The sequence below is a fragment of the Methylobacterium sp. yr668 genome (assembly GCF_900116245.1).
Taxonomy (GTDB): Bacteria; Pseudomonadota; Alphaproteobacteria; order Rhizobiales; family Beijerinckiaceae; genus Methylobacterium.
In genome coordinates this window covers 105,774-120,168 of the sequence record NZ_FOZY01000018.1, presented here as the reverse complement: position 1 = coordinate 120,168, position 14,395 = coordinate 105,774, and the positions used below count along the sequence as shown (strand labels likewise).

Annotated in this window: 14 protein-coding genes and 1 rRNA gene; 8 read left to right on the top strand and 7 right to left on the bottom strand. The window is 69.5% G+C overall.

The genetic code is table 11. The features are described 5' to 3' along the window. The first annotated feature begins 73 nt into the window (after positions 1–73). Together rrf and BM419_RS33275 are read left to right on the top strand one after the other, a co-directional pair. Positions 74–189, top strand: a 5S ribosomal RNA gene (gene rrf / locus BM419_RS21140). Between the two features lie 373 nt (positions 190–562). After that, positions 563–1,069, top strand: a complete 507-nt coding sequence (locus tag BM419_RS33275) for a sigma factor (RefSeq protein ID WP_348272481.1) — start codon at positions 563–565, stop codon at positions 1,067–1,069. A 232-nt stretch (positions 1,070–1,301) separates the two neighbouring features. Here BM419_RS33275 and BM419_RS21130 read toward each other — a convergent pair whose 3' ends face one another. Genes BM419_RS21130 through BM419_RS21120 form a run of 3 tightly spaced genes read right to left on the bottom strand, consistent with a single transcriptional unit; the run spans position 1,302 to position 7,390 of the window. Continuing rightward, positions 1,302–4,220: a hypothetical protein gene (locus BM419_RS21130; protein WP_082558122.1), complete on the bottom strand. Its 2,919-nt coding sequence runs from the start codon at positions 4,218–4,220 to the stop codon at positions 1,302–1,304. A gap of 38 nt (positions 4,221–4,258) precedes the next feature. Continuing rightward, complete coding sequence (locus BM419_RS21125) at positions 4,259–5,623, bottom strand: HlyD family type I secretion periplasmic adaptor subunit (RefSeq protein ID WP_056533796.1); 1,365 nt, start codon at positions 5,621–5,623, stop codon at positions 4,259–4,261. 3 nt (positions 5,624–5,626) lie between these two features. Next, a complete protein-coding gene (locus BM419_RS21120) occupies positions 5,627–7,390 on the bottom strand; it encodes a type I secretion system permease/ATPase (RefSeq protein WP_056533798.1) in 1,764 nt (587 codons plus the stop codon). A gap of 373 nt (positions 7,391–7,763) precedes the next feature. Between BM419_RS21120 and BM419_RS21115 the strand changes: the two genes are divergently transcribed. After that, positions 7,764–8,090, top strand: coding sequence for a helix-turn-helix domain-containing protein (locus BM419_RS21115; RefSeq protein WP_020095904.1), 327 nt, complete (start codon positions 7,764–7,766; stop codon positions 8,088–8,090). A gap of 85 nt (positions 8,091–8,175) precedes the next feature. Here the strand turns inward: BM419_RS21115 and BM419_RS21110 are convergent, their stop codons facing one another. Next, positions 8,176–8,535 (bottom strand): hypothetical protein, encoded by a 360-nt coding sequence (locus BM419_RS21110; RefSeq protein ID WP_244492311.1) that lies wholly within the window; start codon positions 8,533–8,535, stop codon positions 8,176–8,178. 333 nt (positions 8,536–8,868) lie between these two features. Between BM419_RS21110 and BM419_RS21105 the strand changes: the two genes are divergently transcribed. From BM419_RS21105 to BM419_RS21090, 5 genes are all read left to right on the top strand, one after another. Then, a complete protein-coding gene (locus BM419_RS21105; RefSeq protein WP_244492314.1) occupies positions 8,869–9,558 on the top strand; it encodes a sigma-70 family RNA polymerase sigma factor in 690 nt (229 codons plus the stop codon). Between the two features lie 734 nt (positions 9,559–10,292). Continuing rightward, positions 10,293–10,517, top strand: coding sequence for a hypothetical protein (locus BM419_RS21100; protein WP_020095907.1), 225 nt, complete (start codon positions 10,293–10,295; stop codon positions 10,515–10,517). 181 nt (positions 10,518–10,698) lie between these two features. Next, positions 10,699–11,829: a replication initiation protein RepC gene (repC, locus tag BM419_RS21095; protein ID WP_091927602.1), complete on the top strand. Its 1,131-nt coding sequence runs from the start codon at positions 10,699–10,701 to the stop codon at positions 11,827–11,829. Positions 11,830–11,987: 158 nt separating this feature from the next. Continuing rightward, positions 11,988–12,164, top strand: a complete 177-nt coding sequence (locus tag BM419_RS32510) for a hypothetical protein (RefSeq protein WP_020095909.1) — start codon at positions 11,988–11,990, stop codon at positions 12,162–12,164. Positions 12,165–12,477: 313 nt separating this feature from the next. Further along, positions 12,478–12,882, top strand: coding sequence for a response regulator (locus BM419_RS21090; RefSeq protein ID WP_020095910.1), 405 nt, complete (start codon positions 12,478–12,480; stop codon positions 12,880–12,882). Positions 12,883–12,953: 71 nt separating this feature from the next. Here the strand turns inward: BM419_RS21090 and BM419_RS21085 are convergent, their stop codons facing one another. The 3 genes from BM419_RS21085 to BM419_RS21075 all read right to left on the bottom strand — a co-directional run bounded on the left by BM419_RS21085 (position 12,954) and on the right by BM419_RS21075 (position 14,372). Next, the gene (locus BM419_RS21085) at positions 12,954–13,166 is read right to left on the bottom strand and encodes a hypothetical protein (RefSeq protein WP_056524108.1); all 213 of its coding nucleotides are present in this window, start codon (positions 13,164–13,166) and stop codon (positions 12,954–12,956) included. A 213-nt stretch (positions 13,167–13,379) separates the two neighbouring features. Then, positions 13,380–13,640 carry a hypothetical protein gene (locus tag BM419_RS21080; RefSeq protein WP_056524291.1) on the bottom strand — a complete coding sequence of 87 codons (261 nt, stop codon included), beginning with the start codon at positions 13,638–13,640 and terminating at the stop codon, positions 13,380–13,382. Positions 13,641–13,973: 333 nt separating this feature from the next. After that, entirely contained in the window at positions 13,974–14,372 is a 399-nt protein-coding gene (locus tag BM419_RS21075; RefSeq protein WP_091927601.1) for a DoxX family protein, read from the bottom strand. Positions 14,373–14,395 lie beyond the last annotated feature (23 nt).

Below are 14,395 nucleotides of genomic sequence, written 5' to 3'. Positions count from 1 at the left end.
TGCTTGCCGAACACAGCACTCGCCGTCGCAGCACCCTGCGCCGCCCAGTGCCAAACAAATTGCGATGCGCCGGTCTGGTGGCCTGAGCGGCGTGCCCAGAACCCGATCCCATCTCGAACTCGGCCGTTAAACACGCCAGCGCCCATGGTACTGTGTCTCAAGACACGGGAGAGTCGGTCGCCGCCAGACCCGCCCATCGCAATCACCATTCCCTCGACACGAACACCGATCCGGCCTCCGGACACGCCGCCCGCTCGCCAGAGCCGGCGCCTGATCTCATCGGTCGCTCAGCCCCCGTGCAAGTTCTCTGAGCCACGTCACCTTCGGTGATGGGCGTTCGATCGGCCGCACGGCCATCCCAATCAGCCGAGAGATCGTGCGCAACCGCGAAGGCGGTTCCCCGCGTCGCGCGAGGGCCGACTGATCCCGGACATCTGCCTGCTCCGAGCCTTTCCCGACCGGTCGTGCCGAACGCCTCGGCCAGTCGTCGTTCGCCCGGCACCGACGACCGCGCTGTGCCGAAGGCGCGGCCTTGAGGGCTGTACAGCAAACCTCTATTATAATGCTGCTGTACAATGCCTCCGGTCAGTGTGGAATCGAGCATCGCATGCCGTGCCATCCGGACACGCGCTCACGGTCGGTCCCCGGTGATAGGGCTGGATCGCCGTCCTTCAGGCCTGATGGCGGACCAGAGTGTCCGCCTGCCGCGTCCGGCCCCGACAAGATCCATCTGCGTCGTCCGCATTCAGGGGATCTCAATGCGGCGGCCGATCGGGATCCGGCGTTCGACGCGGACCGTTTCCGGGCAGCCCTCGTGGAGTTGCTGCCCGACCTGAAGCGATTCGCGGGGTCGATGGCGAAGACGGCCGATCAGGCTGAGGACTTGGTTCAAGAGACGCTGCTCAGGGCTTGGATACGTCAGGATCGCTTTCGTCCTCGTAGCAATCTTCGAGCCTGGACATTCACCATCATGCGGAGCAGCCTCTCGCCCTCCAAGCGTGAGACAGCGGATCCGACGGATGTCGGCAACGCTGCACCCGACGGGCGACGCATCGATCCTGACCGGTGAAACCGCGGAGCGTTCTCGCAGGACGAATGGCGACGGCCACGTCGTCTGACGAGGCGGTGCTGGATGTGGCGACGCCGATCATCGACGCGCGCGCTCTGCTGCGTGCGTCGAGATATGAACCGCTCTTCGTCAGTCCGAGTGCCTCGCGCTCCCCGGTCGAGTTCAGGGCGGTCGAGCGCCACCGTCGAGAACTCACGAGAATGCCTGCCGTTCGCGGATCCTCGGTTTCCCGTCAGGAGTGGAGGTCGAAGTGATGGGCGTTGGCGCCGTGATCTGAAACCCCGATCAGGCCGACGTCTCCGTGGACGCCACTGTCAGCCGGTGCGTGGCTCGGTCCGGCCGGTGGGCCGGGTTTGCTGTCGGACGCGAATTCGATGGTGCCGTTCGGGCCGATGCTGGCGGCCGGTCTCGGACCGTGACTGCCCCCGCTCGCCGGGGGACTCGGCTCGCTTGACGGTTCTTGATCGCGGCTCACGCCGGTCGAGCCTCCCGATCCCTGGCGCGAGAGCGATTGGTCTGACGCCACCGGGGTGCCGACGTTCGCGGCCGCAACGGCAGTGCCGTGACCTGTGTGGTGCGGGCCCGCGTCGAGGTTCGCGGGATTGGGATCCGCCCCGACGGCTCGATCCTGCGTGCCGCTCGGCGAGATGCCTGCGTTCGCACCGGTTGCCGGGTTGGAGCCGTCCGAGTTCCGCAGATGCGGTTCGGTCTCTCGGGCGTGATCCGCAGCCTCGCCGCTGCGGCCGGGCCCGTCGGCGGTCTGAGCATGGCCTGGATCGTCCGCTCTCACCCCCGCCAGCGCGCTGGCCGAAGGAGCGATTGGGTCCGCGTTGGAAGCCGCGCTGTGAACGGCGGGACCCTGTGCGTGCGGTCCATCGTCTTGGAGGTGCCCGGGCGGCTCGCCGCTTCGATCGTCCTGCCCGTGGCCTGGATCGGCAGCGCGCGCCTGCGTGCCGGCTGACGGCGGACCTGGGTCCGCGTCGGTGGCCGAGCCGTGACCGCGGCTATCCTGTGCGGGTGGTACCGTATCGTGAAGATGTCCCGGCGCCTCGGCGCTCCGGCCAGGTGAAGCGCCGGCCCGCGCGTGACCGGGATCAGCAACATCCGCCTGCGTCTGCGCGCTCGCGGATGGTTGGACCGGATCCGTGTCGGCGGCCGAGCCGTGATGGCCGGCATCCCGGGCGTGCGGCGCCGTGTCTTGGACATGTTCCGGCGCCACCCCGCTCCGAACCGGTCCCTCGCCAGCCTGCCTGTGATCCGGTTCGGCGGCTCTGGCCTCGATCTGCAGGTTGGCTGCCGGAGCTGAGGGGGTGGGATCGGTGGCCGCCGTGCCGTGGCTGCCGGCATCCTGTGCGTGCCCTGCCGGGCCCTGGAGAGGCCCCGGTGCCTCGGCGCTCCGGCCGGGGCTTTCGCCGGCCGGAGCGTGCGCAGCCACCGCGCCGCTCGCCTGCACGGTGGCTGAGGGCGGCGCTGATTGCGTGCCGGTGTCCGTGCCCTGACCGTCATTGTCCTGGGCGTGCGGCGCCGAGCCCCGGAGGTGGCCCGGCGCAGCGGCACTCCGGCCGGGACCTTCGCCGGCCCGCGTCGAGCCTGGATCGGCAGTGCTTGTCTGAGCCTGCGCCAGACCCGGCGGTTCATCCGGACTCGCGCCGCCGGCCGCGTCCAGTGGAACGGCCGCCGCGTCCTTGTGATGGCCTGGCGCATCGGCGCTTCGGCCAGGCCCGTCGCCATCTTGACCGCGGCCCTGATCGGTGACCTCCCCCCGGACCTGCGCGAGGCCCGCTGTTGGACGCGGGCTCGGATCGGATGCTGCACTGGGGTCGCCGACCGCGCCGTGCAACTCCCGTTCGGATGCACCTGCGCCGATGCCTGAAGGATCCGCATGCGCGACCGCGTCGTGCCGTCCCCTTGCCTCCGGCGATACGCCCATTCGCAGACCGTTGTCCGGGCTACCGGAGCGCTCCTCGACCGGGAGCTGCGCGTGTCTCAACTCGGGCTGTGCGGCAGCATTGAGCCCGTTGACCGGGGCTGGCGGAGCTTCGGATGCCGCGTGACCGGTCGTCGGGGTCACGCTCTGGGCCAGCGATGGCGCCTCACCGGTCGCGCTCGACGACGGGGCTCCCTGTTCCCGTGCCGCGGCGTCCCCCGATGGCGCGGCGCCACCGTCCGATCTGGAATCCGGAGACGACGATGAACCCGCTGCGAGGGCTGCGCTGGCCTCGGCGCCGCGCGCGAGCGGCTGAAATCCGGATTCCGCGCCTGCCCGGGTCGGCCCATGGCCGAGGGCCGGGTCTCTGAGGCCGATGAGCCCGAAATCGGCGGCGTCAGATCGGGCAGCAGCGACCGCGGCCGACTCGGCCGTTACGAGACCGGCCGCGCCGCTCGCGGGACCTTCGTGGCGGCCGGTGCCGAGCGGTCCTTCCGACTGGACGGGGCTCGCCGCTCCACCCGTCGTCGGCGACAGGCTGCCCTGGTCACCCGGGACGGCGCTGCTGGCGCCCCGCGCGCCGAGGTATGATGTCGCCTCGATACCCTGTGCGGGGTGGTCGACGAGGGCATCCGCCGCGAAGACCATGGCCGAGAACACGATCAGCCCGACCTGCTTACGGTGGCCGTCGCGCTCATCGGCATCGCCCGTGTCGCGCGCTTCGGACGGCCCGTGCTGTTGCGCGTGGCCCGCGTGAGGGGGCTGCGCCGCGCTCTCGGTCGATCGCTCCCCGTCATCCGCGCGGGCGTCGTCGGGCGACAGGCTCAGGGCCGCAGCCGCGACGAGAGCCGCGAGCAGCGCCGCCGGGTGAACCGAGAGCTTCGTCCCGCGGGCATCCTGCGGGATCGGGAGAAGCTCGGGATAGCGTCGGGCGATCTCGTTGATGAGGGCGCGGAAGTCGCTGCCTCGCATCGGGCTGTCCAAGACATCGGACGCGATGACGTAGCTGCCGTCGATCCTGGCGAAATGCATGACGGCGTCGCCATCCGGCCGGCAGAAGACGAACCAGGGGTCCGCCTCGTCGCTCAGGCCCTGCTCGCTGCCGATCTGCAGGCCGGCCCGGATCAGCGCGGCCTCGACGCGGTAGAATTCCGCGAGCTCCTGCTGCGACCAGCCGCCCTGGCACGTCGTTGCGGGTCGGAAGAACGAGATGACCGCGCCCATCGGGACCTCACGTCCGCACAGTGACTGAGAAGCGGATTCTATCGTTCATGGAAACTGCGTCCCAGAGCATCGAAGAAGGGCGCCACCAGATAGTCGAGCGCCGTGCGCTCGCCGGCCGAGACGACGACCTCGGCGGGCAGGCCCGCCAGGAGACGTGGTCGTACGTCGTCCGGGAGTTGATGGTCGTCGATCTCCACGGTGCCGGCGAAATAGGCCTGCTTGGTGCCGTCGTCGATCAGGCGGTCGCGGGAGACCATCGTCAACGTCCCGAAGATCGCCGACATGCGGCGCGTCTGAAAAGCCGGAAACTTCACCTCGGCCCGCATGCCGGCATGAACCGCCTCGAGATCGTTCGGCGCGAACTGCACGCTGATCACGAGCCTGTCGTTCGTCGGAACGATCTCCATCAGCGGCTCGCCCGAGCGGACCACCTGGCCGATCGTGTAGACCTTCAATCCCTGGATGACGCCCTGATGCGACGCCCGGACCTCGTGCCGACGGAGGACATCCCGGGCCACGATGAGTTTCTCGCGCAGTTCTGCGATCTTCTGGCGCGTGTCGAGGAGCTGCGCGGTCAGCGATTCCTGCAGCTTCTGCTTGAGCTGCGCGGTCTGCATCCCCGCCTCGTTGATGCCGTTCTGCGCCTTGGCGGTCTCCGCCACGGACCGTCCGATCACGCCTCGGAGGCGCGCGTGCTCGCGCTCCATCATCAGAACGCGCGAGAGCGGGATGAGGTTCTTCTCCTGGAGGCCGCGCAGGCCCTCCAGCTCCTGCTGGATCAGGGCGACCTGCTGCTCGCCCGAGGCCTTCTCGACCGCCAGCCCGGAAATCTCCGTCTTCAGCTGCGTGACCCGCGCCTCGATGAGGCCGAGCTGCGCCTGGAAGGACGCGCGGCGCTCCGACAGCTGGCTGGCCTGGTCGTCGATCAGGCCGGCGACGGCCGGCTCGGCGCGCCGCTCCGCGATCTCCGGCGGCAGGAGCAGATCCTGCGCCTGGCCCTGCTCCGCGCGGAGGCGCGCTTCGAGGATCAGGGCCCCGTCGAGCTGGCCGCGGAGCAGATCGTTGCTGGCTCGCGATTGCACGGGATCGATGCGTAGCAGGACGTCGCCCGCGCGAACCGCCTGGCCGTCCCGGACCAGCACCTCCTGGACGATGCCGCCTTCGAGGTGCTGCACCACTTTGCGGCTGCCTTCCGCGACCACCACCCCGGGACTGATGACCGCCCGGTCGAGGCGCGCGACGGCGGCCCAGGTGCCGACCACCCCGAACGTCGCGACGATGAGCGCGTAGCCGGCGACGGCGTACGCGCGCCAGTTCGTCAGGTCGGCGGAGCCCGACCGGTCCCGATCGGACCTTCTTCGCACGGGGGACGGGCTCGCGATCGCGGCGCGCGTGACGGTCATCGCTTATCCCGCGCTCCGCTGTTCGTCGGAGCCGCGGCGGGTCTGGGATGCCGCGGGGCCGACGGGCGGCACCAGGGTCGGGACCGGCCGCTGGCCGGTGACGTGGGCGAGGACCTGCTCGGGCGTGCCGGAGAGCTGCACGCGGCCCTCGCTCATGAGCAGGATACGGTCGGCCTCCTCCAGCAGGCTCACCTTGTGGGTCACCAGCACCACCGTCGTCCCGGATCGCTTCAGGTCCGCGACGGCGCGCATCAGCGCCGCCTCGCCGGGCTGGTCGAGACTCGCATTGGGCTCGTCGAGCACGACCAGGCTCGGCTCGCCGTAGAGGGCGCGGGCCAGAGCGATGCGCTGCCGCTGACCGCCTGACAGCCCGTGTCCCCCCCGCCCGATCACCGTATTGTAGCCCTCCGGAAGCGACTGGATCAGCGCGTGACAGCCAGCCCGTTGGGCAACCTCGATGACGCGCGCGTCGTCCCGGTCGGCGAAGCGCGCGATGTTCTGCGCGACGGTCCCGTCGAACAGTTCGACGTCCTGAGGCAGGTAACCGACATGCTGCCCGAGCAGGGCCCTGTCCCAGTGGTTCAGGTCGGCCCCGTCGATGCGCACCGTGCCTTCCAGCAAGGGCCAGACCCCGGTGAGCGCGCGAACGAGCGTCGATTTGCCGGCGGCACTCGGGCCGATGATCCCCACGACGCTGCCGGGCTCGAGCCGGACGCTCACCGCCTTGAGGATGGGGCGCGTCGCGCCGGGGGCCGCCACCGAGATGGTCTCGGCCTCGATCAGGCCGCGCGGCCGCGGCAGGACGAGGCGGCGCGTCTCCGAGCCGGCGACGGCCACGAGATCGACCAATCGCCGGTAGCTCGCCCGCGCCGCCGTGAACCCCTTCCAGTTGCCGACGACCGCCTCGATCGGCGCGAGGGTGCGGCCGATGATGATGGACGCGGCGATCATCGACCCGGCCGAGATCTCGCGGTGAATCGCCAGATACGCGCCGATGCCCAGCACCAGGGTCTGCAGCAGCATGCGGACGAACTTCGTGGCCGCGACGATCAGGCCCGCGCGATCGCTGGCCCGCGCCTGGAGGACCAGGACGTCGTCGTGGCGGCGCCCCCAGAGCCCGCGCATGGACGCGACCATGCCCATGGCCTGCAGCACCTCCCCATTCCGAAAGACCGTGGCGGCGCTCTGCCCCGCTTCGCGCGAGGCCTGACTGGCGGCGTCGAGCGTCCGACGGGTGGCGACCTCGTTGAGCAGCGTGAGGCCGAGGATCGTGCCGCCGCCCACCAGCGCCATCCAGCCGAACCAGGGATGGAGGATGAAGCAGGCGAGCAGGAAGATCGGTATCCAGGGCAGATCGCAGAACGCCAGCATGCCGGCGCCGGTCAGGAACTCCCGCAGGACGTCCACGTCGCGCAGCGCCGTATCGTGCTGCGCGCCGGGCCTGAGCAAGGTGCCGCGATGGGCGGCATCGAAGATCGGCGTGGCGATTTTCTGATCGAACACCACACCGCCGCGCACCAGGAGGCGGGCGCGCAGCATCTCGAGCATCGCGTAGACGGCCAGGCCGAACGCCGCGATCAGCGTGATCCCCGCCAGGGTCGTCTCACTCCGGCTGGGGATCACGCGGTCGTAGATCTGGAGCATGTAGAGCGGGCTGACGAACAGCAGCAGATTGATGAAGAGCCCGAACACCACGGCGGTCGCCAGGACCGGCCGGAGCGAGCGCAGGCCGATGGTCAATGCCGATTGCAGCGAAGGATCGCCCATTCTGCCCTCTTCCTGCGATCGATCGGCACGATCGGCGATACCCGGTGGCTCAGATTCCCGTGCTGCTCGCGTCAGTGACCCGCGGGCGCTCAGATCCGCGAGCGGCAATCGTACGTGCGATTCTCGACTTTCATGGGCCGCTATCCAGAGACATGCACCGGTAGTGGGGCATCCGGCGCCATTCTCCAAATCGTTCCTTACAGGATGATAGCGCTATTCAGGTAGTTGCCAAGCAACGGGATCCGTTCGGGGAGGACGCGGGGACGACGGGTGCCGCCGCGCATCTGGACAGCGCGGCTCCGTCCCAGCTATATGGTGTTTGCTGTATAAGCGCCGCGCCGCGTGGCTTCGGTCGGCAGGAAGGTGAAACCCCGTGTATGCCCATCAGCAACGCCTGGACTCCGAGGAGGTGCTGGAGCTGCGTCGGGAGGGGGGACGGTATCTGAAGGAACTGCGGGAGGCGCGCGGCCTGTCGCAACGACAGCTCGCAGCTCTTGTCGGTGCGGATTACTACACCTTCATCTCGCAGCTGGAGACCGGGCGCGGTCGTATTCCTCCGGATCGGTACCGCGCGTGGGCCGAGGCGCTGGCGATCGAGCCGAGAGCGTTCGTCCGGAACGTGATGCGCTTCTACGACCCGATCACCCACGAGATCCTGTTCGGCGATCGGAGCGCGGAGCCTGAGGGCAACGAGGCGTAGGCCGTCGACGCTCCCCGAGCCCGGATCGTTCGGATGCGCGAGGCGCGCGGGACGGCTCCAGCCTGGAGACGACCGCCCGCGCAGCTCAGGAGGTGGAGTGGTCCGCACCGTCCACCGTCTGTGATCCGAGGGGTGATGGGTCGTCAGACGTCACGTCGGCGGCCGATACGGGCGCGCCGATCGCCGCCATCAGCATTCGCAATCCCTCGATCCACGTATCGGCCTCGGTCCGCGAGATGCACCCGCTGCGGCGAAAGATTTTGCCGGATTCGAGCTGGACAACAACGTCGAAGCGGCCGTCCGGCCTGTCCGTGATCCAGTATTCGACATTCTGAGGCATCGACGTTGCCCAATAGATCCTCACCTGGCCGGCAACAGCCGCCCCGCGCACGCAGCTCACAGTCTGCCGGCGAACGCGCGCCTCTCGCCGACGTGACTCGTTCACCTCGATCCGTCGTTCCTCGCTCGGCCTCAGACCACGTCGGGGTTCACCTCCGCGCGCGATGATCTTCGGCTCCTTCTCGGTTCAACATGTCCGCCCCCCAGGGACGGAAGCGTGCCCCAACGCGTAGGCCGCGGAGAACGATCCGCCGCTTGCGGGGTTAGATGTTCACTGTACAGTCAGGTGGCGGGTCCTATCTGGAGGGGTGGACGCTCGATGACGCGCGTGGTCGGGCCACTCCCGCCGGATGGCCCGCTGCAGATCGCCGGTTCGTCAGGCGGGATTCACGGCGGCCCGAGATCGGTTCGTGCGGCGAGCGCTTTGAGAGGACGTGAGTTGACGGACACGCTGGTTGCTCAAGACGGCGGAGTCGATCGGCCGAGCCGACAGGACCCTCCGGAACCCGCGATTCTGCCCACCGGTGTGCGGGATCATCTCGGCCTGCAGCTGCGCGCCGCCTACGAGGCCGTGACACGGGCACAGACACCGCCGCGTCTGCTGGACCTCGTCGCGCGGCTCGATGCAGCGCTGGAGGGGCCGCGCCAGGACGATGCCACCGCGTTTCGCGAGGGCCTGACCGAAACGCTGCCCGGCCTGCGCGCCTTCGCCCTCTCGCTCGTCGGCGATGCCTCGCGCGCCGACGATCTGGTCCAGGAGACTGTGCTCCGAGCCTGGGCGCGCCAGGACCTGTTCATCCCAGGTTCGAACCTGAAGGCGTGGCTCTGCACCATCCTGCGCAACCAGTTCTACACCGAGTGCCGCAAGCGAAAGCGCGAGATCGAGGACGTGAACGGTGCCGCCGCGGCGCAGCTCACGGCGCCCGCAGCCCAGGAGCACGGGTCCGATCTGCAGATCGTCTGGTCCCATATCGGCAAGCTGCCGGAACTGCAGCGTGAGGCCCTGCTCCTCGTGGGGGCCCAAGGCCTGACCTACGAGGCTGCCGCGGAGGTGATGGGCTGTCAGACCGGGACCGTGAAGAGCCGGGTGAGCCGCGCCCGGGCCTTGCTCGTCGCGCATCTCGCCTGAGACGGGCATCCTGACCGAGAGCGGATTTTCCACGCTCGACGGCCCCTGCATGGTTGAGACAGGTGCCCATCCGCGCTCCGCCCTGGGGCGAGTCCTGACGGGCGACGACCTGGGAACGGTCCCCCGCCGTCCTGGCCGGTGTCGAACCTCGACGGCTCGACCATCCTTGTCGGACGGATAGCCCGGGCAGACAGACGAGGTCGGGCGATCGACACGCTCGAAGGCCGGGGAAAGGCCAGGCGCAGGCCGGCAAAGCCGTCTCGGCCCCTATCGCGATCGCGAAACCGCCGCGGGACGCCCTCCCCCATCGCGCTTCAAGTCGCACGAGCGTGTCGCGAGCAGCGACTGCACCACGCGGCCGCCATCGTCGATGGACACCGCCGCGGTTCAGTCCGCGCTTCGGCAAGGTTCGGGCCCGTCCCGGTCGCTGCCGCCGCAGCAGGCCGCTCGTCCCGGTCCGAGCCAGAGATCATCCCCGGGCACCTCGACGGACGCTCCGCCTCCACGCGCCGCCCGTGTCGCACGAAGGTCGGCCGTGGCGTCACCGACCATTGGGCAGTGCCGCGTCTGGCATCCTCACCGCGGAGACTCTCGGCGCGGTCTCCGGTGCCGCTGCGGAACAGGTCGCCCTTAACAAACTCACCCATCCCCGTACGAATCCGGGTCGCCGCTGGACTCACTTTGCAGAATCGGTCCACATGAACAGTCACGTTGGCAGAATCGGGCGGGGACCGATGACCGCAGAGGAACGGCTGGCTGAGCTGAAGGCGGCGGACACGCGCCGTCAGACACGTCGCAGGGAGGCTCTGAAGCAGAAGGGCATGACCCAGCAGAACGTGTGGCTGAAGCCGTCGGTCAAGGCCGTCATCGACCAGGCGATCCAGAACGGTCGGTTCAGGAGCCGTACCGAGGCGATCGAGTGGGCGCTCGCGTCTGCCTTCGAGGAGAAGTCGGCATGATGTAACGGGCAAAGCAGAAGGCCCCGAGGCGGGAACCTCGAGGCCTTTGGACCTGACATACCCTGGGATGGGGCGCGACAGGCGATTCGCACCCCCTTTATGCCCCCTCCCCCAGGCCGTCGTCAAGAACACCCTTCGGGGTGAACGGTCCCGCTTTGCCTCCTGAGAGGAGGCGGACGAGGTGGAGACAGTTCATTCCGGTGGCCGGCCGCTCACGCGCGCCGCGCTCGCCGGCCGGAGACGTGCGCTCGAAGACGGGCGGACGGTCTCGCGCAGGGAGCTCTCGGCCGCGGGCCGGGACGCGGCCAAGGCCCTGAACCTGCGCCCTGCCCTGCGTTCGATCCTCTCGGCGCTCTGCGCCGTGTGGGGTGAGCAGGATTGGGAACGCCTGGTGGTGTGGCCCTCGAACGAGCACCTGTGCGGGATGACCGGGCTGTCGGAGCGCGCGCTCCGCTACGGCCTGCGCGACCTCGTGGCCCTGGAGGTCATCACACCTCGGGACAGCGCGAACGGCAAGCGTTTCGCCATCCGCGGGCCGGGCGGCGCCGTCATCGACGCGTACGGTTTCGACCTGACTCCCATCGTCGCCCGGAAGGGAGAATGGGCGACCGCGATCATGGAAGCCACCGCGAGGGACGCTCAGCGAAGCCGCGCGTTCGATCTCCTGACCGTTCGTCGCCGCGCGGTGTCGGAGGCCCTCGCTGCCCTGCGCGCCCGCTTCCCGGCGACGGATGCAGCCGATCTGCTCGCGGCGCAGGAGGCCCTGGAGTGCAGCACGCCGAGGAGACGCGCTTCCGGCGTGGGCCCTGACGTCGTCCTCGACGCCTGGGGAGAACTGCAAGTCATGGCGGAGGATCGGTTCTATCAAGCCGCCTCTGCCGGCAATTCCGGCCGTCACTTAGAACAAGACACCGGATCTCCTACCGATCCTTGTGCAAAGGCTCCCGAGAAGGAGCCTGAGCCGACCCGTAGGCCCGAACCGTCACTCGTCGCGGCTGCTTGCCCTGTCGCTGCCGAATTCGGCGTCACCCTCAGAACGGAAGCGGATGTCATCGAGATCGGCCGGCTGATGCGGGGCGGAATCGGCGCGCATCCGTCGGCCTGGAGCGAGGCTTGCGAAGCCCTCGGTCCGTTCCGGGCCTCGGTGCTCGTGCTGATCGTCGCGCAGCTCCACGACGACGACGTGCGCCGGGGTGAGATCCGCATCAAGAACCCAGGCGGCTACTTCAGGCAGCTCGTCCGCCTGTGTTCCGAAGGTCGCTACGGGCTCGAAGCCGAGCTCATGGCGATGCGCAGGAGGAAGATGACGTGACCTCGGGCGAACGTCACCCACCCCGGACCGCGGAGCCCTGCAGATGCGCCACGCCGCGGCAGCGAATCCGGGCACCCGGATCCTGACCGATGTAGGTAGGCTCCGGATCCCGGAACTCACGCTACGCTTGCGCGGCCATTGAACATGGGAGGCTTGCGGTGAAGGTGTTTCAGATCCGGCACGAGGTGACGGGCGCCATCCTCTGGACGGGCTCGGCGCCTGACCCGCTCGCTGCCCTCGACGCCATGGCCCACGAGGCGGGGTATTACGATCATTCCGACATCCCCGACCATCTCCGGGCCGGTGGACTCGCCATCGAGGAGATCCGGGTCTAGCGCGCCGACCACCACGCGAAGAGTCCGATCCCTTCCCGGCTCCAGGCACGCTGCGGTCATCGAGGGGCCGGGCAGGCGCCCTCGCTTCTCCGAAGACCGCCGCGGTGACGTGTCGGTGAGCGATACCGGATTGGTCGGGCGCCTGCAGTGCCGTTCCGCCAGGAGGCCGGGCAGGTTCCGCGGCACCCGGCGCTCTCGGTGCAGAGGGGTTCGGCGCGTGATCGCCCCGAACCCGGTCCCCATCGAACAGGTTTGTGTGGGACGCAATCGGGATCAACTGTGTTACTGCGGCGACGAAGTGTGGAGATCCAGGATGGCAGACGCCGTCGCGTCGCAACGCGCTGTTCTGATTGTCGAGGACAATCCCGTGCAGCTCATGGATGCGGCTGCAGCCCTTCGCGACGCGGGATACGAAGTCGCGGAGGCCGCCACTGTCGAAGCCGCCCAGGCTCATCTGGCGGCCCGTCCCGAACTTGTGGCCATGGTCGCGGACGTGGACTTGGCAGGCGAGCCCTTGAGTGGCTTCACCCTGGCCAAAGCCGTCGCGGCGCGCTGGCCCGAACTGGCGATCCTGATCGTGTCGGGTGTGGCTTGGCCGGCCGAGGAGCAGATGCCGATGGGCGCTCGCTACCTGCGCAAACCGTTCACACCGGAGGGGCTGGCCGGCGCGCTGGGGGCTGTGCTGGCGGCGCGGGGCGTAGGGTCCGTGCCGCATTGACGGTGGCCAGCCCAGCGTGCGCCGGCGCGGGAGAGATGCGCCGTCGACGACGGGCCGCATCACGGCGAGGTTCAGGTCCCGCTGTCGCCGGCGCTGGCGTCGTCGCTATCGTCGAGCAGCCAGTCCGGTATCCCGGGAAGCACTTCCCCGGCGACCTCACCGGCGGTCTTCAGGGCCCGCTCCACTTTCGCTTCCGAGTACTCGCCGCGGACCTCGGCGAACAGCTCGCGCGCCAGACGGTCCAGCTCCTCGTCCGAGAGCGTCTGGTCCGGCTCGTCCCTCATGCGTGCCCCCCCAGCTTCGGCCGTCCTGCGCCACCGATCCCGTCACGGGGCGGGGGAGCGTCCGGTGTCACCACCCGTGAGCCGATACGCAACGCGGCCCGCCATCACGGTGCCTGGGCCCGGTTAGGGGATCGTCACCGGCGGGGAACCGAAGATGTCCCAGGCTGACGCTGACGCCGCCGATCCTTCCGTCGCGGTGATCGGCCACCCGCCTCAGTCCACGCCGCAGGCGAGGAGATCGCGCCTGCGCTGCTCGGACGTCTCTCGGGCCTCGTCCTGCCAGCTGGCCTCTGGCGGGTCTCGGTCGGCCTTCACCGGTCGCTCGCCAGGCAGGTACAGACTGCGGGGATCACCGGGCAACGCGCCCGTCGTCTCGGGGTCCCGGTCGCAATCCCGAGCCGGCTGATCGGCCAGGGCGAGCGCGGGACCCGCGCACACGACGATGGCCACGGCGAACGCGAGCAACTTTCTCATGGGGGTCCCGATGGGCCAGGCCCGGCGCATGTACCGTGTCGCCGGTAGGGCCGGAGGGCTTAACGGCGGTTCGCGATGGTCGCCACACCCGTGTCGGCACGGCAGACATGCGTGACCGTCGCCGCAGATCGATCAGCGCCCGGGGACGATTTCCGCGTCGCTGGCACCGAGCCCCGGCGGCCGGGCGTGGTGTCTGGACTGCCGCGTGCCCGTCACTCCGCTCGCGGCCGCGCCGGTCAAGGCTCGAACCGACGAGCCCCCACTGTGCCCCCACTGCGCCCCCACTTCGCCCCCGCGCGGACGTGAATGGCCGAATCCGCCCTGTCGGAACGGTCAGGCCTGCCGCATCTCCGTGTCGCTGCCGGACGGCAGAAGCTCGGACCGGCGCGCGTGAGCGACGCCGCCCAGCAGGAGGAGAAGCACGAGGGCGGGAAGCGGCATCAGAACGGGGTCGCCCGCGAGGAGATGGCTGCCGACCGCGCCGGCCATGAGCACGGCGAGAAGACCGGCGCCGAGGGCGACGCAACCGGGCGTCCAGAGGAGCACCGCGCCGAGGAGTTGCAGGGCGCCGACCACGTCCATGAACCACAGCGGGTAGCCGAAGCGGACGAAGCCCTCGACCTCGAACGGCACAGCGGCGAACTTCATGACGGCAGCCACCAGGAACACCGCGGTCAACAGGCCTCGCAGCGCCACGCTGCCGACACTCCGCCTATCCCGAACCCGAGCCATCCCCACACCCCTCCCTGCAGGCA